Raw genomic sequence first — 23,853 nt, forward strand, 5'->3', positions numbered from 1 at the left:
GTACTACATGGGACGTGTACTTGTTGTCGATGACAACCCAGACATTCTCGACGCACTTGAGCTGCTGCTCAGTTTGCATGAGCACGAGGTGATCACCGCCTCGTCCATGCAACAAGCCATCACGTGCATGGAGCGGCGCAAAATCGATCTGGTAATTCAGGACATGAACTTCACCAACGGTTTAACCAGCGGCAACGAAGGCAGAGAGCTGTTTTACAAACTCAAGCAGCTCAACCCAACTGTTCCAATCATTGTCATCACAGCCTGGACGCACCTGCACAACGCTGTTGAACTAGTCAAAGCTGGAGCCACCGACTATTTGCCCAAGCCGTGGGATGACTCGCGATTGCTAGAGCTCGTCAGCGAACACATCAACAACCAAGCCCAACAAAACCAATCCGCCGCTCCAGTAACAGGGTTGACGAGCAACAACCCAGCCATGAAGCAATTACTTGCACAAGCGGCGAAAGTTGCTCAAGCCAACGTTAACGTGCTGATCACCGGGCCAAATGGAGCCGGTAAAGAAGTCATTGCCGATGCCGTACAGGCGCAATCCGAACGCTCCTCTGCACCTTGGATCAAGGTCAACATGGGCGCATTACCGGGAGAGTTGATGGAAGCTGAGCTATTCGGTGCTAAAGCCGGTGCCTTCACCGGCGCAAACTCGACGCGACAAGGGCGATTTGAAGCCGCAGACGGTGGCACCTTGTTTTTGGATGAAATCGGTAACTTGTCATTAAGTGGTCAAATGAAGCTGCTGCGGGTGCTGCAATCGGGCGAGTATGAACGCTTAGGCTCAAGCCAAACTCGTACTGTTGATGTTCGCGTTATAGCCGCGACCAACGCCGATTTACCAGCTGCGATTCGTACAGGCACCTTCCGTGAAGACTTGTATTACCGCCTGAATGTGGTGTCATTGCAAGTGCCTGCGTTGAGTCAGCGCAAAGAAGATATAGTGCCACTGGCGCAATTGTTTATTGGCGAGCATGAGTTAACAGATAGCGCCAAGCAATGGCTCATTAGTCAGCCATGGCCAGGCAATGTCCGCGAGCTGCAGAATTGTTGTCAGCGGGCAGTTGTATTTAGCAGCAGCGGACAACTTAAAGCTGATGACTTCGGTCAACAACAGCAAATAGAGGTGCAATCTGAGCAACAACAAATTGAGTCAGCCCTTACCGAGCACAACTGGGTTATCAAAAAAGCTGCCGAATCTCTTGGGTTAACCCGTCAAGCGCTTTATCGGCGAATTGAAAAGTATCAGTTGAGCCAGCATGACTAGTCGCTTTTTCGCCTATTTGCTTACTCTCAATAGCCTCCTCATTGCCAGCTGGCTGTTACTTTGGCCTCATCAAAAATATCTACTGATGGGCTTAGCAAGTGTAATAGTCGTTCTGATGGTTAGGGCAATAAAAGTCTACAGCCACCAGCAGCAAGTTTTGATACAAAGCCTAAATGATGGCTTGTTGAGCCTACAAGATGGCGACTTTGCTACCAGTTTGCCCGAACCCAAAGTCGCCGCAGCAAAACCAACGGTTAGCTTATTCAATAAGGCCGCAGCAAAACTCAGGCAAGAACGGCAATACCTGTATCAGCGCGAGTTGCTGCTCGATAAAGTCATCAACGCTTCTTCTACCCTAACTGTGCTGGTCAATGACCGCGATAAAATCGTCTTTACCAACCAAGCTGCGCGGCACTTTTTCTTGCAATCGAATGAAGTTGGCGATGAGTTAGGTTGGAGTTCCTTGCTGCAACAACGTGCGCCGGAGCTACAACAAATCACAGATTCTGAACAGGGCTGTTTTGTTTCGATGCTAGACACGACTCAACAGCCACAGGCCTGGCACTTAAGTCGATCACGACTGCGTTTGCATGGTCAGCGTCATGAACTGTTCATTTTTAAACCCATGACCGATGAGCTTAATCGGAAAGAATTACACACTTGGAAGAAGGTTGTCCGGGTGATGAATCATGAATTGAATAACTCACTGGCACCGATTAGTTCAATGTGTCATAGCGGGATGTTGTTGGCCGAAAAATTTGATGAGCCACGCTTAAACAAAGTGTTCTCCACCATATCCAGGCGCATTGCTCACTTGGCCGACTTCATTAAAGATTACAGTGCATTGGCACGGATCCGTGAGCCGAACAAAATACCGGTGGATGCGCTGAGCATATTGGAAACCCTACAGGGTATGTACAATTTCGAGCTAGTCAACAACGCTGAGCATCAAATCATTTCAGCCGATCCGCAACAGTTGGAACAGGTATTAATTAATCTGCTGAAAAACGCCCATGAGGCCGAACCAGAGCAACAGGTAAGCGTAATAGTTAATACAACCAGCGATCGTTATCTGCAAATCATCATTGCCGATAAAGGACCTGGTATGACAGCAGATATCCTGGCCAAAGCACTAACTCCAGGTTTTTCCACAAAGCCTAGTGGCTCAGGCATCGGCTTGTCTTTATGCCGAGAAATTATCGATGGTCATAACGGTCGTCTATCACTGCGCAACGGTATGAACAAAGGCCTAGAAGTTCAGCTATACCTGCCAATGAATTGATTCCACCAAGTGTGATGTTGCGAGCTTTAGTCGGTTTGCTAGCTTGACCTCATTGCGCCATCCTGCCAAGGTCTTACAAGTTATTTTGAGCTTGGGATTTAGCAACTTATGTTGAGCCAGTTGCAACTTATAGTGATCAGCTTCGGCTATATCGGTCTGCTGTTTTTATTAGCCTGGTTTGGCGATCAACAACGCTTTCAACTCAGTGCCAAAATACGGCCTTGGATCTACGGTTTGTCACTGGGCGTGTATTGCTCCTCGTGGAGTTTCCTAGGCACCTCGGCACAAGCTTCATCGGCAAGCTTTTCTCATCTGCCCATTTATTTAGGTCCCATCGCGCTATTCCTGTTTGGTTGGCCGCTTACCCAGCGGATGATGCGGGTTAGCCATAAACTGCAATTGACCTCTATTGCCGACTTAATTGCTTCACGGTTCGGTAAATCTCAGGGCTTGGCATTGAGCGTTACCCTAGTGGCGCTGATTGGCACCATGCCTTACTTGGCGTTGCAGATTAAAGCCATTGTCTACAGTGTTCAGCTGATGAGCCCCACCACGTTTAGTAATGCCGAACTTGGCTTTATGGTGGCTCTCGTTTTAGCTGCGTTTACCATGCTATTTGGTATTCGCACCGTTGATATGACCGAGCGCCATCCCGGTATCATGCTCGCCATTGCCTTTGAGTCGATCATTAAGGTATTGGCATTCTTGCTGGTTGGCATCGTGGTCTGTTTTGTGATGTTTTCATCCCCCGTTGAGCTTTGGCAAAGCGCTGCAGCCGCCGGGATGACCGAGCAACAATTAAGCTGGCCAAGCTTACCCGCGATGATTGGCTCTACCGTAGTGGTGGCCGCTGCCTTTTTGTGTCTGCCGCGTCAGTTCCACGTGATGGTGGTGGAAAGCCGAGGGACCGACGAAGCAAAAACATCTCGTTGGTTATTTCCTGCTTATTTAATGGTATTCGCTGTCTTTGCCGCTCCTCTGGGTGTGGCTGGCTATTTGTTGTTGGGGCAACAAGTGGCAGCCGACTCCTACGTTTTAGTTTTGCCGCAACACGAAGGCTACAACTGGTTATCGGTGTTGGCGTTTTTAGGAGCATTGTCGGCCGCTAGCTCTATGGTCATTGTGTCGAGCATTGCGCTGGCCACCATGGTCAGCAATGAGATATTCCTGCCACTGATGTTTAAACGTGGCTTTGATCAGCGCGCTCGCACCTTCGACGACTTTAACCAACGGGTATTATTCATTCGCCGCGGTCTGATTGTGCTGGTGATTATTCTCGGTTACACCGCATTTCTATTAGCGCCACCAGATACCTTAGCGAGCTTGGGTGAAATTGCATTTGCCGCCATTGCACAGTTGGCACCGGGTCTATTCGCGGCGTTTTACTGGCGCAAAGCCAACCGTATTGGCGTGGCGCTTGGCTTGTTACTTGGCGCCACCAACTGGCTGTTGTGGGTGGTGTTCCCTCACTTTGGCGTGTTGGCCGTGCCACCCTGGTTGGAATTCACCGGCCTATCGGCCATTACTGCAGGAACCTTGTTTAGCTTAGGCTCCAACGTGTTTGGTTTATGGTTTGGCAGTAACTGGGCACGCCCGACTGTGGTTGAACGTATTCAAGCCGGCCAATTTCAAGAGCGCCATAATCCCGAAAGCCAATTACCGCGCCGCATTAGTCAAATTAGCGTAACGGAGATGAAAGCACTGGCCGCTCGCTTTGTGGGGGATCGCCGCGCCGAAGCAACGTTTTTGCAGTTTGAGCGCAGCATGCGCAACCATGAGATCAAACCCGGCTCGGCGCGCTTCCAGCAAACCTTGTTGACCCATTCAGAACGCTTACTGGGTAGTGTGATGGGCGCAAGTTCGGCCAAATTACTGCTGTCATCGGCACTCGAAGGGCGCGATATTGCCCTCGATGAGATTGCTCAACTGGTCGAACAAACCTCGTCGGAGCGGATTGAGTTTAGCCAAACCCTATTGCAAGGCGCCATTGAAAATGCGGGCGAAGGCATGTCGGTCATCGACTCAGATTTACGCTTGGTGGCTTGGAATAAACGCTATCTCGATTTGTTTCAATATCCAGATGACATGGTTGAAGTCGGTACGCCCATTGGCAAATTGATTCGCTTTAACATCACCCGAGGCTTATGTGGCGAAGGCGAAGTGGAAGAGTTGGTACAAGCCCGAATCCTCCATTTACAACGCGGCACATCACATACATCGGAACGAACGCTGCCCGACAAGCGAGTAATTCTGATTCGGGGTAACCCAATGCCATCTGGCGGCTTTGTGATGACCTTCTCCGATGTGACGGTCTATCGAGAAGCACAACACGCCTTACAACGGGCTAATGAAGAGCTCGAAACTCGAGTAACAGAGCGCACCTTTGCGTTACAGGAAGTGAATGAGGCATTGGAGCAGGCCAACTACAACAAGAGCCATTACCTGCGCACCTGTAGCCATGATTTGATGCAGCCGTTAGAAGCGGCTCGCTTATTCAGCTCGGCGCTGGGTCAACAACAAGATTTGACCATGATTCACCGCGATCTGTTAACCAACCTCAACAAATCATTGGCCACTGCCAGCGAATTGCTCAACGATATGGGCGATGTTGCTCGAATTGAATCGGGCCGTATTAAGCCCGTTACCACCAGCTTTGCGGTGCGCGATTTATTCGACATTTTAAGCCGCGAATTTAGCGCGCTGGCAACCCAATACGAGGTTGATTTCAAAGTTCAAAGTAACAGCATGTGGCTACACTCCGATCTCAAACTACTACGCCGGATCTTGCAGAATTTACTGGGTAATGCGTTCCGCTATGCCAGTGGCAGCAAAGTTTTACTGGGCTGTCGCCGCCATCAGGGTGAAATGTTAATTCAAGTATTTGATACCGGCCCCGGCATTGACCCCGAGCAACATCAAACCGTTTTTGAAGCCTTTACTCGACTCGAAGCTCAAAAGCACGTGAGCTCTCGCGGGTTAGGTTTGGGCCTCAACATTGCGCAAGGTTTTTGTCGGATTTTAGGCCATGATATCCAACTCTCCTCGCAGCCCGATCATGGCTCCATGTTCTCTATTCGTGTACCGCGCGTTTGCCCGACTAAAGCCGCCGCTAAACTGGCGGCACCAATGAGCCGGCCTGGATTCGAAATGATTTCAGACCGCACCGTGTTGTGTGTCGATAATGATGAAGCGGTATTACATGGCATGGCCGCTCTGCTAGAAAGCTGGCAAGCGAACGTATTAACCGCCTACAGTATTAAGCAAGCCATTAGCGTGGTAGAAAGCTGCGAAGAGCCTGTTGCCATCATGCTGGTCGATCACCAGCTTGATCATGGCGAAACAGGCTTGCAGCTAATGGACTCGGTACGCCAAATTTGCGGCGTCGATATTCCCGGTATTCTTATTACTGCCGATAGCAAGGTAGGCCTGCAACAAGATGCTGAAGCGCGCGGCTACGGGTTTATGCGTAAGATGGTTAAGCCTGCCCGTCTGCGCGCTATGATCCAACGCTCGCTGGCCGAATTGGAAGAAAAAGGTAAATAACTGGCTTTAGGAAGTTGCCCCCTTTCTAAGGGGGCAACTCACCAGTAAACGAAATTCTGATCGATACCTTAATAATCGGTCATAATGCTGGTAAGGACTAGTGTAAGGCCGGATACTGCGCACTTTCATATTTTGTACCAGCCTGATAAACCGAAAGGGATTTCTGGAATGAAAAAATTTAGATTACAAGTTTCAATAGCCCTTGGCGCAATCTTAGCGTCAATTATTCTGGTGATTGCTTTACTCGACTTTCTGGCGTTTCGCTCCGAAAGCATTGAGCTGAACAAACAAGTGATCCAAGAGAAAAACTTGGCTTTGGAAGCAGTGATCTCTGAGAAATTCCACAGCTATGAATCAGTGCTGTCCTCGATCAAAATTAGCAATCACCAACCTGGCGCCGACAACCTCAGCGATAGCAACAAAGCCAGCTTGGAAGACATTGCCAACGTGTTGAGTGGCCGAGTCAATGGCGTTTACCTGTTTGATACAACCGGTGCGGTGTATAAAAAAGACGGTAAAAAGACGACGCAAAATTACCTAAAACGCAGCTACTACAGCGCTCTTTTCAAGGAAGGTAAAACCTTCTTTGTATCAACGGCCTACACCAACAAAAACAATGGTAAACGTTCACTCGCCATTGCTTATAAAGTCAATCAAGATGTTGCTGTTTCAGCCACCCTGCACTTGGACTTCATTCTGGGTGAGATAAAAAACAGGCAAGATCTGTTCATCTATTCCTACAACCGGAAACTGGTGAGCGCGCCGGATCAGGAATTATTTGGCACCTTAGTAAAAGAAGTACAGCCAGAATTCGATGATTTGAGCAAAGACAATCAGGAGTTGAGCTACGCGGCTGAGGTCGATGGTGCCACAGTCGAAATGAGCGCTTTCTGGGGTAATGAGCCGGTGAGTAACTGGGACTACATTACCGTCGTCAACAAAAGCTCAATCACTCAAAGTGCGCAAAGCCAACTGCTATCGTCGCTACTCATTGGTTTTGTTTGCTTTGTCATTGCCTGCGGCATTTTGTTGATTGTGATGAACCGCTTAGTGCTTAAACCCGTGGGTGGCGCGCCAGAAGAAATTGCGTCATTGATGGAAAAAATGGCCGAAGGCGATATCTCAATTAGCCATGCAAATACCGAAAACGACACCGGCATCTATCGCTCCGTTATTGCCTTCTCTACTCAGCTATCCGATCTTGTGAAAAACTCTTTGGGGATTTCAGAACGTGTTTCTGGTGCCTCCGATCAGTTGAATGTGGTCATGACCGAAACCCTACGCAACATGGAGCAAGAAAAGCTTCAGGTTGAACAAATATCGACGGCAATCAATGAGTTATCTAGCACATCACAAGAAGTCAGTAGTAAAGCGATTAACGCCGAAGAACAAACCAGAGAAGGCCTCAGCCGTCTAAATATCGGTAAGGCAACACTAGAGAAAAACATCGCCTTATCGGGTGATATCAACAGCTCAGTCGCGGCAACAGCGGACATCATTAATGAGTTGCGCAAATTTTCAATTGAGATTGGCTCGGTGCTTGAAGTCATTAATGGCATCTCCGAGCAGACCAACTTGCTCGCATTGAACGCCGCCATTGAGGCCGCTCGAGCCGGCGATGCTGGTCGAGGCTTTGCCGTCGTTGCTGACGAGGTACGCGCCCTAGCGTCGAAAACGCAACAATCGACGGTGAGCATCCAAGACATTATTTCTAAGCTGCAGGATCAATCAGCAAAAGCCAGCGACAACATGACGCACAACGTTGAGCTGATTGAAGACTCGGTAGTGCTCGCGGATCAAGTGAAAGCATCGTTTGAAGATATTTCACAGGCCATTGAAGCGATTTCCGAAATCAATGCGCTCGTTGCAACCGCTTCACAAGAACAAACCAGTGTGACCGATGAAATTTCGAGAAGCACAACCGAAGCATTCGATCTGGTGCGACAAAACGCAGCGGCGATTAACCAAACCCTACAAGCGTCTGCAGAGCTGGCTCAGCTTGCCCAGAATCAACAAGACGAGCTGACCTTCTTTAAGGTCTAGCCATGAAAAAAGCCTCTATTTGCTTCGGCAAATGGAGGCTTTCATACCAGCAACAAGCGTTAAACTGCTAGCCTGAATTTGCCCTGAAAAACACGTCTAGCCCTCCCAAAAAACATCCTCGACGAGCATAATCCCGCTCAAATGAGTTGAGATTTGTTGATAGCTTTTGGAGCGAATCAGCGATGCGCTGACACTCGCTTGATTGAAGCCAGTGGCGAGCAACGAAATGCTTTCAAATTTAGATTGGGCTCTATATCGATTTCTTGTCAGTTGAGCCGGAGGCATGGCAGTACAACCAGACTAATTTTTCCCTTTAATTCTGCCTGCAAACATTGCATCAACAGGAACATTTGCAGAGATTTTGTCTCATTTTAGACACCAATTTCAGGTACAGGCCAATCGACAGTCAACCAGATGAATTTTAACGGCCAGAACGCAACAAAATAATCCGCCACAACACCAACGCGGCAACAAAAATAAAACCCAAAAACAATACGTAGATCGCAACCTTTGATCTAGGTCATCTCTGTGGTTTGACTAAACTTTTTCTAAACCAATAGAGCCTTGTGAAGTGGTAGTTTGGCCCATTGATTTTGTTTCATTGTATAGATGGTACGCAAGTGGAGATCCAGATGAGCGACGAACAAAATAAAGCATCAGGCAAATGTCCTGTAATGCATGGTGGTAACACAACGTTGGGTGGCAAAGCGACGAAGAACGTCGACTGGTGGCCAAACCAACTTAACTTAAAAATTCTTCATCAGAACGACACGAAATCGAATCCCCTCGGTGCCGACTTTAACTATGCGGAAGCCTTCAAATCACTAGATTTGAAGCAAGTTAAGCAAGACATTGAAGCCCTGATGACCGACTCCAAAGACTGGTGGCCTGCCGACTACGGTCACTATGGTCCGTTTATGATCCGTATGGCGTGGCACGCTGCGGGCACCTACCGTACTTCCGATGGTCGCGGCGGCGGCAATACAGGCAACCAACGTTTTGCGCCGCTTAACAGCTGGCCAGATAACGGCAACTTAGACAAAGCCCGTCGCCTGCTTTGGCCGGTCAAAAAGAAATATGGCAAAAACTTGTCGTGGGCCGACTTATTCATTTTAGCGGGTAACGTTGCTATCGAGTCCATGGGCCTGAAAACCTTTGGTTTTGCTGGTGGTCGAGAAGATATCTGGGAACCAGAAGAAGATATCTACTGGGGCGCAGAGAGCGAGTGGCTCGGTGATGAACGCTACTCCGGTGAGCGTGACTTGGAAAATCCATTAGCCGCAGTGCAAATGGGCCTCATTTACGTCAACCCAGAAGGCCCGAACGGCAACCCAAGCATTTTGGCTTCCGGTCAAGATGTGCGTGACACCTTTGCTCGCATGGGCATGAATGACGAAGAAACCGTAGCATTGGTCGCTGGCGGCCATACCTTTGGTAAGTGTCATGGTGCGGGCGATCCTGAGCTAATGGGTCCTGAGCCAGAAGCGGCTCCGCTCGAAGAAATGGGCTTTGGCTGGAAAAATGCTCATGGTTCGGGTAGCGGCGACGACACTACTACCAGCGGCATTGAAGGCGCGTGGACAGCCAACCCAATCCAATGGGACAACGGTTATTTTGATTTGCTACTTGGCTACGACTGGGATCTAGTTAAAAGCCCAGCTGGCGCTTGGCAATGGGTGCCAATTGGCGTGTCTGATGAGCATAAAGCGCCTCAGGCCCATGATGCCTCTAAATTAGTGACAACCATCATGACCACAGCAGATATGTCGCTGCGCATGGATCCAATTTACGGCGACATCTCCAAACGCTTCCATCAGAACCCTGATGAATTTGCCGATGCATTTGCTCGCGCTTGGTTCAAGCTTACTCACCGCGATATGGGTCCTAAGAGCCGCTATTTGGGTGAAGAAGTGCCAGCCGAAGATTTGATTTGGCAAGATCCTGTACCAGCTCAAACTGGCCCAGTGATTGGCGCTGATGACATTAAAGCGCTGAAAGCCCAAATTGCAGAATCCGGTTTGTCTGTTGCTGAGTTGGTGTATACCGCTTGGTCTTCTGCCGCCACTTTCCGCGGCTCCGACTACCGTGGCGGTGCTAATGGTGCTCGCATTCAACTTGCGCCACAAAAAGGTTGGGAAGTGAACCAACCTGAGCAGCTAGAAAAAGTGCTGACTGTTTATCGCGGCATCCAAGCGGCTTCAAGCGTGTCAGTGTCTTTGGCTGATTTGATTGTGCTAGGCGGTAGCGTTGGTATTGAGCAGGCTGCGCAAGCGGCAGGCCAAGAAGTTGAAGTACCGTTCACCCCTGGCCGTACCGATGCAACTGCAGAGCAAACCGATGCTGAGTCATTCGATGTGCTAGAGCCGGTGGCGGATGGTTTCCGAAACTTTAGCAAGAAAGAATACTCGGTACCGGCAGAAGAACTGTTGCTCGATAAAGCCCAATTACTAACGCTAACAGCACCAGAAATGACAGTGTTAGTCGGCGGCATGCGTGTTCTTGGCGCCAATCATGGCGGCACTCCACACGGCGTATTCACCAAAACGCCGGGCGTGTTGACCAACGACTTTTTCGTCAACCTCACCGACATGTCAACTGAGTGGTCACCTGTGTGTCCAAACAACAGTGCTTATATTGGTGTTGATAGAGCAACCGGCGAGAAGAAGTGGACCGCAACGCGTGTTGATTTGGCCTTTGGTTCAAACTCTCAGTTACGGGCGCTGGCAGAAGTTTATGCTTGCGATGACGCGAAAGAGAAGTTCGTGAGCGACTTTGTTGCAGCGTGGGTCAAAGTGATGAACGCTGATCGTTTCGATATCAAGTAACTCGTTCATTTGAGACTAAAAAGGGTGACCAATGGTCACCCTTTTTTTATAGCTTCAGCAGTTCGTGTTGCACACGAATAGTATTAAGCAGGCAACGGAACCTGAATGGTAAATCGAGCCCCTAGCTGCCCATCAGAGTAGGCAGTAATGTTTGCCCCCTGCACTTTTAGCAGCCCTTTCACGATGCTAAGCCCCAATCCCGAGCTACCTTCGACATTCGCTCTGGCCGTATCCGTTTGATAAAAACGATCGAACACGAACGGCAATTTACTCGGGTCTATTCCCTCACCGTTATCAATCACAGACAGCTCACAATACTCGGCCGTTTGCTCTGCCCGCAACGTAATGCGGCCGCCTTTGGGCGTGTGTTTGAGGGAATTGGTGATTAGGTTACCCAGCACTTGCAGCATCCGTTCTTCATCGAGCGGCAATGTGGGTAAAGGCTCTTCGGCTTGCAATACAAACTCGATCTGCTTGCTCTCGCAACTCGGCATAAAGCGTTGATGAACGCGCTGCAACAAGAGTTGAACCGGTACTTCAGACATAGTGAGCGACAACGTTTGCGAATCGGTTTTAGCCAGCAGATTCATGTCATCAATCAGCCGTTCGATTAACTTCACTTCCGAAGCAACCACATCGAGGCGCGACTTACATAAATCAACATCGCCCGCCTGAGCCATCTCAACATAGCCGGAAATCACTTGCAGCGGCGTGCCGAGATCATGGCTAATATCCGCAGCAAGCTGACGCCGTTTACGATCAGCCTCGGCAATGCTGCTACTCATTTGATTAAAGCCTTGGGCCAGCTCGCCCAATTCATTTTTTGCAGTAACCGGCACGTGCTGAAACAATTGCCCTTTGGCCATAGACGACATGGCTGAATGCAATGAATGCATGGGTTTGAGTAGCCAGCGCGACAAACAAACCGCCAGTATCAATGAGGCAATAATTCCAATGGCCACCGACACAAATAAGATCTGATGGATGTTGGCCAGAAACACTTTGAGCTGTGATGATAGCCTCAGCCCCGTCGCCTCAGGAGGGATAATCCAAGCAATGAGTTGCTGGTTGTATTGGATTGGCTCGGCATCTAACAAAAAAGCAGGTGGAATATAGTCACCAACGTTAAAAGCCAAGTAGGGAATTAATGCAATATTATCTGCCGTAACAATGCCATGATGCTTGGGGCGTTGGGCATTTTCTGACACCAAATTACCAGCCGTACCATCATCTTCATACTGCACATTGGGTTGTTTAAAATTCGGTGGATGCAATTCTCGAAAATATCCCTCAAAGCCCTGCCAATGCTGCTCAGTGCTATACCAAGCGATCACTTCCTGCTTCATTTCTTTGGTTTGGTATTTAAGCGTCAATGTATTGATGCGCTGCTCCGACGTGAACAGCACCAAAGCGTATGTGACGCCAGCCGTTAGCATGCTAACGAGCAGATAGGTTGCGACCAGCTGGTAGCGAATTGGCCAGCGCATTAGAATGTCACCTTCAGTCGATAGCCCACCCCAAACACCGACTCAATTTCAGCTTGGCCATCAAGTAACGGGGCTAATTTTTGGCGCACGTTACGAATATGAATTTTTAAGGTGGACTCACTGCCGCTAAAGCCTTGTTCAATTAACTGACTAGAGATTTTGGCTTTATCAACTGAACGGTTTTTGGCTTTAAGCAAGACCGCCAGTAAAGCGAATTCAGCTTTCGTTAAATCCACCAATTGCCCCTGACAAGACACCGCGTTATTGACCAAATCAGCCGTCAGCGGCCCTGCTGCGATTTTCGAATCAGGAAAGAAGTCGACATTAGCTCGCTTGAGCACTGCTTTGATGCGCGCCAGTAATTCCATCATGCCAAAGGGTTTAGTGATGTAGTCATCGGCCCCTAAATCAAAGCCTGCAACAATATCGCTCTCTTGCCGTTTGGCACTAATCACGATCACTGGTGTGCCGTAATTTTCGCGGAATTTTCGAATGAACTCAGAACCATCCATGACCGGCATCATCAAATCGAGCAAGATCAGATCGGGCTTACCACTTTTCACTTTTTCAATGGCCTCAAGGCCGTTGGAAGCAGTAAGTGTGGCAAAGCCTTGCGCCGATAAAAAATCGATCAGTAACTGCTGAACAGTCAGCTTGTCATCAACAATAAGGATATTAGGAGTCATACATTCCTGTCGTGTTTAATCATTCGGCCATCGATTAAGCGTTAAAAATTAAGCAACGGCGCGCTTACCTTGCATCAGATCGTGCTGATGAGTTTTGATAAAGCGCATGCCAATAGAAAATCCCTGCTTGTAGTCCGCGACGATATCGTCATGTGAACTGCCCAGCACCTTGGTTCGCAAAGCGATTTCCGGCTTAATTTCGAACACAGTCACTTGTGCTGGCGGCTGGCTAATAAAATGCTCCGCCTGCTCACAGGCAGACTGATGTTGTTTCAGCATGCGCATAAAATGAAGGCAATGGTTCTTGTTGCACACCAAGGGTTTAATCTTATCAAACAGCTTTGGCATCGCATGTTGAGCACCGCTGGTCGTGCGAATCGTCACAATCGTTTGCGCCCCTAACGCATGCGCCTCTTGCACGGGAATGGGCGCCGTCACACCACCGTCGATCAGTGAATCAGATTTATACAAATAGGGAATGGCGCTGGAATAACGTAACGAATTTAACCAACCTTCCTGCAGCGGATCGATTAATCGCGTGGCAAAATTTTTCGGATTAGAGCTAGAAAACCTAACGGTTCTGCCTTTGGCATTTTGATGCGCCTGAGGCGTATCAAATTGATAGCTGTCGGTGGCTGCTTTGCCAAAGTACCAATCCAGATCCATGGCGTTTTTTCCTGTCAGCACACGCCAAGGATTAAAGAAGTCACTGGAAACCGTCAAATCAGCAATCAAACTATAGGCATAGCCTGTTTGCTGGCTTAAAAAACTCGCTATGTTTTGAGCCCCAGCGGAAGTGCCAACAAGCACTTCAAAAGGATTAAAACCAGCCAACTGCCAGCTATCCAATACCCCTGCTGTAAACACGCCGCGCTGCCCGCCACCTTCCGCTACCAGCCCTAGGCCACTAAGCGGCTTAGCGAAATGTGTGGTTGATTTGTTGCTGCGTTGCATGCGCTGGCCTGCTGCATCATGGAGAGTCGATACAGAGAGCATAGATCAGTCAGATGGTTCTAGATATCGAGTAATTTTGATAGTTTTGATAGATAAAACAGAACTACCAGTGAGTTCGGATGAGCAGCAACGCGACAGCGCTAGCATTCTCTTTTAACAGTAGGGCTTTAAAACAATGGGCCAACTCAAGGCGAGTCAGCCCAGAATGAATGAAGGAAGCTATTCAGCTTGGAATTGAGCTAAATCGAGTTGACCAACGGCAATAACAGCTTGAGTTCGGTTGCGCACATTAAGCTTTTTGAAAATGGCAGTAGCATGCGCTTTAACGGTGGCTTCTGACACACTGAGATCAATGGCGATCTGCTTGTTGAGCATGCCATCGGCAAACATCATTAAAATGCGGTGCTGTTGCGGCGTAAGAGATGATAAACGGGCAACAATATCGTCATCACCGCTTTGTTCTAATACTTTCGGGTCGGGCACCCAAACCTGCCCTTCCAGAACTGCAACCATGGCTTCACGTAATAACTCAGGGTCGCTCGATTTAGGGATGAATCCACACGCTCCGGCTTGCATGGCGCGGCGAATATTTTCGTCTTCTTCGTGAGCAGACACCACCACCACAGGCAAATCAGGAAAATGCGAACGCACATGCACCAAGGTCGAAAAACCATGGGCGCCGGGAATTTGTAAATCCAGCACCAACATATCGGCGTCTGCGGAGTGTTCCAGTAAGGCTTCTAACGCAACAACCGTATCCGCCTCCAACCATTGGGTACCGGTAAGCTCAGGTACAGTTTCTAACGTGAGCATGAGAGCTTGACGAAATAACGGGTGATCGTCGGCTATGATAATCTGGTCGGCCAAACGCATTTGGTTCCATCCTAACAGGTGGCGATTAGCGCGACAGTATTTCAACTTGCACCACGAAGCTCAAGCTATATAACACCAAAGTAAAAGGTCAATCACCAAACCTAAGGAATTCTCGATGATCAAACTTTACGGCACGCCACGTACCCGCTCTTTACGAGTGAGCTGGACGCTCGAAGAACTGGCGCTGGACTGGCAATACGAAAAGCTCGACTTAAAGGCCGGCGAGCATCGCCAAGCAGCTTTTTTAGCCATTAATCCATGTGGCAAAATTCCAGCTTTATCCGATGGTGAGTTAGTACTAACCGAATCTGCGGCCATTTGCATGTACCTGGCCGAACGCTACGGTGCCGATATCTTGTTACCTGAATCAATGGCTGATAAGGGCCGCCATCACCGCTGGGTTCAGTTGGTCACCAGTGAATTGGAGCAACCGTTGTGGACCATGGGCAAGCATCGATTTGCGTTGCCAGAAGAACAGCGGATCCCACAAATGCTTGAAACCGCGACCTGGGAATTTGAAAAGATCTGCGCAGAACTAGAACCACAGCTGCCAGATTCTGATTCCTTATTCGAGCGCTTTACCGTCGCCGATATTTTACTAACCCACACCCTCAACTGGGCCGTTTCTTTTGAGCAGCAGCTACCGCCTAAACTTGCGGCTTACCGTAAGCGCAACAGTCAGCGCCCTTCCCTTGCCAGCGCTTTAGAAAAAGAAATGGCGGGATAAATCATGTTGGTGAATTTAACCAAAGGACTGGTTAAATTCCTTAATGAGCCGCCAAGGGGAAATATTTTTCCTTATAAAATCAAGCAAATAAAATTTGGCACACTCTTTGTTAATAACATTGGGTATATGATTCACTTATTCGCTAACAAGGATTTCAATCATGCGTAACATTTTGCTTGCAGCCAGCATCTCCGTTCTCACCTTTGGCCTATCAGGCAATGCCATGGCTGATGATGATAACTGCTCCATGGATCTGGGAATGGGCGTTAATTTAGCCCCAAACTCCATTGAACTGTTAGATCAAGACAAGCCAACAGTCACCATGCTCAATGATCAGCTCCTGATTGATGGCACGCCATTAACGCTGACGGCCAGTCAACAAGTTGTCTACTCAGAATACCAACAAGAGATCCGCGACTTTGTGCCACAGGTCGTTGAGCTGGCTATCGATGCCGTCGATCTGGCGATGGTAGCGGTGCAAGAAGTCGTCACAGGTTTGAACATTGATAGCGATGGTCAGCGTGAGTTAGAAGAGTCTATCGACAAGCTACGCCAAGCGTTAGAGCGCTATTTCCACAAAGATGAACAAAACTACCATTTGGCAGCTCATGAAGACGGTGATTTTGACCGCGAGCTAGAGCAAGGCATTGAGGCCGTTGTAGAAGATTCCATGCAACATGGTTTGAGTTCTGTCTTCAGCATGTTAGCTGAAGCATTCAGTGGCGACGAAGGAACGTTTGAGCAGCGCATGGAAGCCTTTGGTGAGCGCATGGAAAAAATGGGGCAAGCCATCGAAGATAAAGTCGGCACCTCATCGGAAGCCATTGAACAACGTGGTGTTGAAGTCTGTGAACAAGCGGAGCAACTACACAAGTTGGAGCTTCGAGTTCACCAAGAAATACCACAACTGCAAGATTATAAACTGGTGAAGATCTAGTTGGCGCCATTGCTCGCTTGCTCTGGCCGGACTTTCGATATCTAAATATCGAGTCACGCCCAAGACAAGCGAGCATGTTGCAACCTTTCATCCCGAAGGCAACGCACAGTCACTAACCGAGTGGCTGCAATGCATCACCGCACAAACGACAGCGATAGCTAGCCCCACGCAATACTTTATTGTGACGACGAATGGTCAGCGCATGTTGCTGGCAACCACAGCGATACAAAAACTGCTGCCCCTGCAAATCGCTTACATCAAGCTGGTGGGTACGTTCGGCCACTACATCAAACACAGCGGTCATCATGTGCTGCCATTGCGGGCCATGAGGGGCAACTTTACCGTACAGTTGGTGAACCAATAAATGAGCCAACTCGTGGGGCAAAATTTGTTCGACAAATACCTCTGGCTGAGCCACCAGCAACACCGGATTTAAACGCAAGATCTGGCTCTGCAAACGAGCGCTCCCCGCGCTGGTGCCACGCTGATCAAACACCAAATCCGGCGTTTTGAATTCAAACTCAAAGGATTCACTGGCACGCGTTAATAATTGCGCCATTTTTGAATGCAACGGCGCCTGCCAGTCAGCTTCGGCTTGCAACCGGCAGTTTGCGAAATGTTGAGCTTGAGAGGAGCGAGCCATGGTGTACGGACGTCTCAGCGCTTATGGCGCTAAGCGCTCAATATGCCAATTAGCCTCGGCGTCTCGCTGATATAAGAAGCGATCATGTAGTCGGTGTTCGCCGCCTTGCCAGAACTCAATGCTGGTTGGCACAATACGGTAGCCTCCCCAGAACGTCGGCAAGGGCACTTCGCCGTCAGCAAATTTCTTTTTTAGCTCCATAAATTTCGACTCAAGCAGCTGACGCGCACTCAAACGCGCGCTTTGCTTCGATGCCCAAGCTGCAATTTGCGAGTCTTTTGGCCGCGTCATGAAATAGCGCAGCACTTCGGTATGAGAAAGCGGCTCTGCAATGCCCGTGATATGTACCTGTCGCTCTAGCATGTGCCAAGGAAACAAGGCACTGATGTGGCTATTGTGCTTTAAATGCTGTGCTTTGCGTGAGCCCAAATTGGTGAAAAACACAAACCCTGAGGGATCCGATTGTTTCAGCAAAACAATGCGTTGGTAGGGCTGACCAGCGTCATCAACGGTGGCAACACTCATGGCCGTCGGATCCGACAATTTGGCAGTCACCGCTTGTTGCAGCCACAATTCAAATAATTCAAATGGGCTGGCAGGCAAATTGTCTCGACGCAAGCCGCCTTGGCAATATTCGCGGCGCAGATCCGATAAATCCAACATGGTATGACTCGCTTGGCTTAGTCGTTCAGAGCAATTGTTATACGCAACTGACAGTTGCAATTCGTGGCGGCGATTTTCAGTCCTACGCTTGATAAATGCAAGTAACTATCTTTTTCGCCGCCATCACGTAGATTAGAACATGAAGGAACAATTGACGCGGTACTAACCACGGAGGCCATGTGCTGAAATTGCAAAATGTGAGTCACTGGTTTGATGATGCCTCGGCGCCGAATGACGGCCAATCAAAGGTGCTGGATAACCTTTCGCTGACGTTAAATCGTGGTCAATCCTTGGCTCTAATGGGCACCAGTGGCAGTGGTAAAAGCACTTTATTGCAAGTGGCTGCTGGCTTAGAACTCCCCAAACAAGGCCGGGTTGAGCTCGCTGACTTACCCATTTACGAGCTAACCGATGACGCCCTATCAGCCCTTCGACGAGAACAGTTAGGCTTTGTCTTTCAACAATTTAATTTGTTACCTGGGCTGAGTGTCATTGATAACATTCTATTCCAAAGCCGCTTAAATCAAGGCCACCAGCAGCACGAAGCAATCGATTCGCACTGGCTCGATCACTTGATGACAACCATGGCTCTGCATGAAGTAAGTCATCGCTTACCTGAGCAACTATCAGGCGGTCAACAGCAGCGGGTTGCCATCGCTCGTGCCGTTGCCCATAAACCAGCCATTGTGTTTGCCGACGAGCCAACGGGCAACCTCAACGATAGTCTCAGCCATACCGTCATGGAGCTTCTGATGATGTTATCGAGAGAAGCCAATTGCGCCCTGTTAATGGTGACGCACAGCGCCGCCATGGCCGGTTACACCGACCGCGTGTTGACCTTGCAAAGCGGCAAACTCGAACAGGCTCAGAACAGCTGATGATACGCCCGTTATTGCAGTCTCACCGGGCGATTTTACGTGCGCTGGCAGGTCATTATCGACGCCACCCGATTCAAGCTATATTTTTAGTCGTTGGCCTAGCCATTGCGACCGTCTTGCTAGTCGCGACGCAGTTAATTAATGCTCAAGCTCAGGCGAGTTATTCTCGCGGTGCCTCGCTAATGGCACAGCAACCTGTGGGTTATGTGGTAGCAGCACAGGGGCAGAAACGGTTTTCCATCAACCATTATGTAGCACTTCGGCGTGCTGGGTTCGACCACCTCGTGCCTGTGTTACAAAGCCAGTTTGCGACCCAACAACACGGCGTCATCAGCGTCATGGGTGTGGATTGGTTGGCGTTGTCATCAACGACTCAAGCCAATACGAATCAATCCGAACAACAAAACACGTTGGCGATGCCAACCATCTCGCTGGAGGCATTCATTCTGCCGCCCTATCGCCTACTCATGGCACCTGCGCGCATGACGCAGTTGAACCTTACAGCCGGCGAATCCATGATGCTGGTCAAAGCCGATTCAACCGATCCAGCGCAAACCAAGCGTTCCACAGCCTTACCCGCAGTGGTACCTGCTCCTGAACATTCAGGTTTAGGCCATCAAGCCTTGATGGATTTGTATGGGCTGCAAGATATTAGTCAGCAGCTTGATCAGCTCAGTGCAATTTGGGTTATGTCTGAGCACCAACGTCAGCAACTTATCGCCGCGCTCCCCGCCACTCTCATCTACAAGCCGGCAGCAACGCCCGTTGAGCAAGCGGGCCTCGCGAATAGCCTGCACCTGAATTTGGCGGCCATGGGGCTACTGAGTTTTGTTGTCGGCCTGTTTTTGGCGTTTAACGCCATTCAATTTAGTTACACCGATCGTCAACCATTGCTCCGGCGTTTGCGACTGTCAGGGGTAAGCAAACGCCAACTTCTGCATTGTCTGCTGGTTGAGCTAGCCGTATTTGTCAGCGTTGGTTGCTTGTTAGGCTACGGCGCGGGGATCTGGTTGGCTAGCCTGTTGCTACCTGGGCTGGGGCAAACGCTGGCTCAGCTATACGATATCTATATTGCCTACCCCAATAGCCTCATCCAATCCATTCCAGCCTTACCATTGGTTATGGTTCTGAGCGCCGCCGCATTTGCTTATTGGCCAATGCGCCAGCTTATTCAGCAACCCTTGTTGGCGCGTTATCGCCATCAACACGATCAGGCCATTCATCTAAAACGTGATCGCCTGTTGATACGCTTAGCCGGCATTTTTTGTTTATTCGCGCTGAGCTTGCAACAACTAGCTGATGGTCTTTGGTTGGCACTACTATGCCTAGCTTGTGTATTGCTTGCCGGCGCATTGTGTTTGCCGATGATCCTGCGCTGGTCTTTGGCCGGTTTACAACGCCTTATTCCGAATCAACGACCGCTTCTGCAATGGCTACTTGCCGATAGTCGATGGTTGCTGGGGCCTGCTGCCGTTTCGTTAATGGCCATGACACTCGCTCTGGTTGCCAATTCGGGGTTGAATAGCATGATCACCAGCTTTAGAGCAGCCACCGAACACTGGCTCGATCAGCGACTGGTCGCGCCCATTTACCTCGATGTTGAAGCAGGCCAACAGCACCTTGGCCAATGGCTCAGCGAAAATGCGCCAGATGTTGCCATTGCCGAACGGCACACCTTAATTCATTCGCACCGAGGCGGCGTTGAAATTGCCTCGTTACCACCACTTCCTACATTTACACAAAGTATTCAGTTGCTAGAGCAACAACCACAAGCCGTTGAGCAGTTCGCACAAGGTCACGGCATTTATGTTTCAGAGCGCTACATGCGGTTAGACGGAGGCGAGATTGGCCAATCAGTTCATTTATGCGATGCCGCCCCCGACATTCCAATTGTCGGAAGCTACCGCGATTACGGTAACCCTCGGAGCCAATGGTTGCTGGATGAACATTTATTTCGCCGCTGCTGGCCGTTACATCGCGCTAAAAGTACCGCGCTGTTATTAGCAGATGCGCCGGATAAGGTGTCAGAAACAACGCCGCCATATGATTGGCATCGTCTCATTCAACAGCTCAGCGCGGCCGAATTAATCACCCCAGAGCAAGTCATCGATCAGCAACAAGTTCGCCAAGTCGTGCTGTCTATTTTTGAACAAACCTTCACCATTACCGAGGCGCTGAACGGCCTCACCTTGCTGGTTGCAGGCATTGGCATTTTTTGCGCAACCAGTGCCATTCATCATCATCGGGTTCGCCAGCAAGCGCAACTCGCGGCTTTGGGCGTGAGTCATCGTCAGCGCATTGGTTTGTTATTGTGTCAATGGGGATTACTGGCAACGTTAAGCATGTTGGTCGTTTGGCCGTTCGGAACCTTACTTGCTTGGGTGCTATCAGATGTCGTCACTCCTGCAGCATTTGGTTGGAGCTTTGCAACGCTTTGGGTGTGGCACCATTACCCATTATTGGCCGCGCTGGCGATTGGTTGCGTGCTAGCGGCTACTGTCATTCCCACCCTTCGCCTCAAGTCCGTCAGCATTGCCAGTTTGCTCAAAGAGGTGGACGAATGACTCTCTTTCTCAAGCCAGTCAACGCGACCAAAGCAATCAACAACACATTGCAACCCATGTTGCGCGCAACGTGCCTGTTGCTACTAACGTTCGCCTCGTCTGTCTTCGCTAACAGCGATGATTACCAAGCCCTGCTAGCCCAAGACAATGGCACTTATCAGCAAGCCACCGGCGGCAATGCGCTGAGTTTTCCTGCCGATCATGGCCCACATCCGAATTTCCGTATGGAATGGTGGTACGTCACGGCAAACCTGAAAGACGATCAAGGTCAGTGGTACGGCGCTCAGTGGACATTATTTCGCTCGGGTTTGAATGGTCAGGAAGCGTTACCGAAACAACGCCAGATTTACATGGCTCACGCAGCGCTCTCGTGGGATGGCGGCCACCATGCCATGCAACGCTATGGCCGCGCTGTGGCTGATCAAGCTGGAGTGACCAATAAGCCTTTTGTTGCTTGGCTTGATCATTGGCAACTCGCAAGTTTGCAAGCCAACAGTTGGCTGCCCATGCGCATGACGGCAGCAGATAATGGCTATCAAATGAACCTCATCTTGAGCAGCGAACGTGGCCTCGTATTGCAAGGTGATAACGGGTTTAGCGTGAAGAATAATCAGGGCTCGGGCTCTTACTACTACAGCCAACCTTACCTGCAATTGAGCGGCACTATCACCATTGATAATCAGGTCATTGCGGTAACCGGCCAAGGCTGGCTGGATCGAGAGTGGTCCAGCCAATTTTTGTTGCCTCAGCAGCAAGGCTGGGATTGGCTAGCGCTGCATTTAGATTCCGGTGAAAAAATCATGGTGTATCAGCTGCGCAGTAAACCGAATACCAACCAGCCGCATTACAAATGGCTAAGCTGGTTTGATGACCAAGGGCTGCGGAAATTACATACCCAAGATTTTGAATTAACTCCGGCTGCGTTCGAGCAAGTTGCTGGCCGCCAAGTGCCACAACGCTGGCATGTGCGTCACCTTCAAAGCGGATTAGATATAACCGTTACAAGTCGCCAGCAGCAACAATGGATGGCGGTTGATTACCCTTACTGGGAAGGCCCTGTGTTGATCAGTGGCAGCGAACAAGGTGAAGGCTATATGGAAATGACCGGTTATCAGCCTAAATAAACCTATCGTTCAGCAAATTGAGTGTAAAGCAACCTGAACAGTCGCCAACATGCTGGTTTGTTGAACTTACTCATGAGTTAGTCCTGAGCTTATTGCTGTTGTGTTTCAGCTGCTGAATAATACGAAAAATAATCAAGCCCTAGCCACCCTAGAGGCGCAACCTCTTACTGAGGACAATAAAAATATGGCGACCATTAAGGACGTTGCAAAACTAGCGGGTGTCTCCAAAGCCACCGTCTCCCGCGTGTTAAACGGTAATGAGCGGGTTTCTCAAATCGCTCGCGACAAAGTAAAACAAACCATGAAAGAGCTGGGCTATAAACCCAGCGCACTTGCTCAGGCTTTGGCCACCAATCGCTCACGCACTATTGGCATGGTGGTCAGCGATTTGTCCGGCCCATTTTTTGGCCCCATCATGAAAAGCGCTGAAAAGGTCATTCGCGATGCAGGGTTTCAATTGGTGGTAACCAATGGACACGGCCAAGAAGATCGTGAACGTGAAGCCATTGAGTTCATGACCAACCGCCCCGTTGATGCGTTAATTTTGACAGTATTCGCTCTCCCTGAAGAAGAGATTGTTGAGCTGCACCGCAACGGCACGCCCATCGTTCTGCTCAATCGCCGTATTCAAGGGTTTGAAGACAACTGTATTTATCTCGACAACAAGCAAGGCGGCTATCTGGCCACCAAACGTATGTTGGAGCTAGGCCATGATCGCGTTGCCTTTTTAGCTGGCCACTTCACTCACCCCGATAGCCTCGAGCGCCTTGAAGGCTATCAACAAGCACTGGACGAATTCGGCATTCCATTCCGTCAGGATCTAGTGTTCGATGATGATTACAACGAAGATGGCGGCCGACGCATGTGCCAAAAGCTGTTGAATTTGAAACGCGATTTTAGCGCCATATTCTGCGGCAATGATTTGATTGCTATTGGCGCTCGCGATGTATTGAATCAACACGGCAAGCTGCAATCGACCTGCATGGTCGGTTTTGATGACGTGACGTTTGCTCAATACCTCAATCCGTCACTCAGTAGTGTGTTCTTTCCGGTTGAACAAATGGGCGAACGCGCTGGCCACATGGCATTAGCCATGGCGGGGCATAAAACCGCGGCGGTGACTCATGTGCTGCAGCCACGACTGATTGAGCGTGAGTCATTGATGGCAGCCCAACCCAACGATTAAAACGGCGCTTAGTTAAAGTCCAAGGTTCTCTGATCATGGCGTCTTCAATCATCATGCAAGGTTATGATGGAGCGCCTTAACCTTCTATAAATATAAGCAACCGCTAACAACAAAAAAGCCGCTTAAAGCGGCTTTTTTTAATCAGGATTCATGTGCGGA

17 protein-coding genes are annotated in these 23,853 nt (G+C 49.5%); 11 read left to right on the forward strand and 6 right to left on the reverse strand.

The annotated features are described in order from the left end of the window. The first annotated feature begins 7 nt into the window (after nucleotides 1-7). The 5 genes from K0504_RS05560 to katG all read left to right on the forward strand — a co-directional run bounded on the left by K0504_RS05560 (nucleotide 8) and on the right by katG (nucleotide 10,972). The gene (locus tag K0504_RS05560; protein ID WP_220103182.1) at nucleotides 8-1,279 is read left to right on the forward strand and encodes a sigma-54-dependent transcriptional regulator; all 1,272 of its coding nucleotides are present in this window, start codon (nucleotides 8-10) and stop codon (nucleotides 1,277-1,279) included. Then, the gene (locus tag K0504_RS05565; protein WP_220103183.1) at nucleotides 1,272-2,561 is read left to right on the forward strand and encodes a sensor histidine kinase; all 1,290 of its coding nucleotides are present in this window, start codon (nucleotides 1,272-1,274) and stop codon (nucleotides 2,559-2,561) included. Before K0504_RS05560 ends, K0504_RS05565 begins: the two co-directional genes overlap by 8 nt. Nucleotides 2,562-2,669: 108 nt before the next feature. Further along, nucleotides 2,670-6,104, forward strand: coding sequence for a hybrid sensor histidine kinase/response regulator (locus K0504_RS05570; RefSeq protein ID WP_220103184.1), 3,435 nt, complete (start codon nucleotides 2,670-2,672; stop codon nucleotides 6,102-6,104). A gap of 168 nt (nucleotides 6,105-6,272) precedes the next feature. Further along, nucleotides 6,273-8,147, forward strand: coding sequence for a methyl-accepting chemotaxis protein (locus K0504_RS05575; RefSeq protein ID WP_220103185.1), 1,875 nt, complete (start codon nucleotides 6,273-6,275; stop codon nucleotides 8,145-8,147). A 632-nt stretch (nucleotides 8,148-8,779) separates the two neighbouring features. Then, nucleotides 8,780-10,972, forward strand: coding sequence for a catalase/peroxidase HPI (katG, locus tag K0504_RS05580; RefSeq protein ID WP_220103186.1), 2,193 nt, complete (start codon nucleotides 8,780-8,782; stop codon nucleotides 10,970-10,972). A gap of 83 nt (nucleotides 10,973-11,055) precedes the next feature. Here katG and K0504_RS05585 read toward each other — a convergent pair whose 3' ends face one another. The 4 genes from K0504_RS05585 to K0504_RS05600 all read right to left on the reverse strand — a co-directional run bounded on the left by K0504_RS05585 (nucleotide 11,056) and on the right by K0504_RS05600 (nucleotide 14,972). Next, nucleotides 11,056-12,459 (reverse strand): sensor histidine kinase, encoded by a 1,404-nt coding sequence (locus tag K0504_RS05585; RefSeq protein WP_220103187.1) that lies wholly within the window; start codon nucleotides 12,457-12,459, stop codon nucleotides 11,056-11,058. Then, nucleotides 12,459-13,145, reverse strand: a complete 687-nt coding sequence (locus K0504_RS05590) for a response regulator transcription factor (RefSeq protein ID WP_220103188.1) — start codon at nucleotides 13,143-13,145, stop codon at nucleotides 12,459-12,461. Before K0504_RS05590 ends, K0504_RS05585 begins: the two co-directional genes overlap by 1 nt. A 48-nt stretch (nucleotides 13,146-13,193) precedes the next feature. After that, entirely contained in the window at nucleotides 13,194-14,141 is a 948-nt protein-coding gene (locus tag K0504_RS05595; protein WP_220103189.1) for a patatin-like phospholipase family protein, read from the reverse strand. Nucleotides 14,142-14,318: 177 nt separating this feature from the next. Beyond that, nucleotides 14,319-14,972: a response regulator gene (locus K0504_RS05600; protein ID WP_220103190.1), complete on the reverse strand. Its 654-nt coding sequence runs from the start codon at nucleotides 14,970-14,972 to the stop codon at nucleotides 14,319-14,321. Between the two features lie 115 nt (nucleotides 14,973-15,087). Here K0504_RS05600 and K0504_RS05605 point away from each other — a divergent pair, with 115 nt between their 5' ends. Both K0504_RS05605 and K0504_RS05610 read left to right on the forward strand, forming a co-directional pair. Further along, nucleotides 15,088-15,699, forward strand: a complete 612-nt coding sequence (locus K0504_RS05605; protein WP_220103191.1) for a glutathione S-transferase family protein — start codon at nucleotides 15,088-15,090, stop codon at nucleotides 15,697-15,699. Between the two features lie 160 nt (nucleotides 15,700-15,859). After that, nucleotides 15,860-16,636 carry a DUF2884 family protein gene (locus K0504_RS05610; RefSeq protein WP_220103192.1) on the forward strand — a complete coding sequence of 259 codons (777 nt, stop codon included), beginning with the start codon at nucleotides 15,860-15,862 and terminating at the stop codon, nucleotides 16,634-16,636. Nucleotides 16,637-16,748: 112 nt separating this feature from the next. Here the strand turns inward: K0504_RS05610 and K0504_RS05615 are convergent, their stop codons facing one another. Both K0504_RS05615 and pdxH read right to left on the reverse strand, forming a co-directional pair. Further along, a complete protein-coding gene (locus K0504_RS05615) occupies nucleotides 16,749-17,279 on the reverse strand; it encodes a SprT family zinc-dependent metalloprotease (RefSeq protein ID WP_220103193.1) in 531 nt (176 codons plus the stop codon). A gap of 21 nt (nucleotides 17,280-17,300) precedes the next feature. Continuing rightward, nucleotides 17,301-17,942: a pyridoxamine 5'-phosphate oxidase gene (gene pdxH / locus K0504_RS05620; RefSeq protein ID WP_220103194.1), complete on the reverse strand. Its 642-nt coding sequence runs from the start codon at nucleotides 17,940-17,942 to the stop codon at nucleotides 17,301-17,303. A gap of 179 nt (nucleotides 17,943-18,121) precedes the next feature. Here pdxH and K0504_RS05625 point away from each other — a divergent pair, with 179 nt between their 5' ends. The 4 genes from K0504_RS05625 to K0504_RS05640 all read left to right on the forward strand — a co-directional run bounded on the left by K0504_RS05625 (nucleotide 18,122) and on the right by K0504_RS05640 (nucleotide 23,694). Next, nucleotides 18,122-18,820 carry an ABC transporter ATP-binding protein gene (locus K0504_RS05625; RefSeq protein ID WP_220103195.1) on the forward strand — a complete coding sequence of 233 codons (699 nt, stop codon included), beginning with the start codon at nucleotides 18,122-18,124 and terminating at the stop codon, nucleotides 18,818-18,820. Further along, nucleotides 18,820-21,384 carry an ABC transporter permease gene (locus K0504_RS05630; RefSeq protein ID WP_220103196.1) on the forward strand — a complete coding sequence of 855 codons (2,565 nt, stop codon included), beginning with the start codon at nucleotides 18,820-18,822 and terminating at the stop codon, nucleotides 21,382-21,384. Before K0504_RS05625 ends, K0504_RS05630 begins: the two co-directional genes overlap by 1 nt. Continuing rightward, a complete protein-coding gene (locus K0504_RS05635) occupies nucleotides 21,381-22,508 on the forward strand; it encodes a lipocalin-like domain-containing protein (protein ID WP_220103197.1) in 1,128 nt (375 codons plus the stop codon). The genes K0504_RS05630 and K0504_RS05635 overlap by 4 nt, the downstream gene beginning before the upstream one ends. A gap of 184 nt (nucleotides 22,509-22,692) precedes the next feature. Continuing rightward, nucleotides 22,693-23,694, forward strand: a complete 1,002-nt coding sequence (locus K0504_RS05640) for a LacI family DNA-binding transcriptional regulator (protein ID WP_220103198.1) — start codon at nucleotides 22,693-22,695, stop codon at nucleotides 23,692-23,694. The last annotated feature ends 159 nt before the right edge of the window (nucleotides 23,695-23,853 follow it).

It is taken from the genome of Neiella holothuriorum (genome assembly GCF_019457915.1).
Lineage (GTDB): Bacteria > Pseudomonadota > Gammaproteobacteria > Enterobacterales > Neiellaceae > Neiella > Neiella holothuriorum.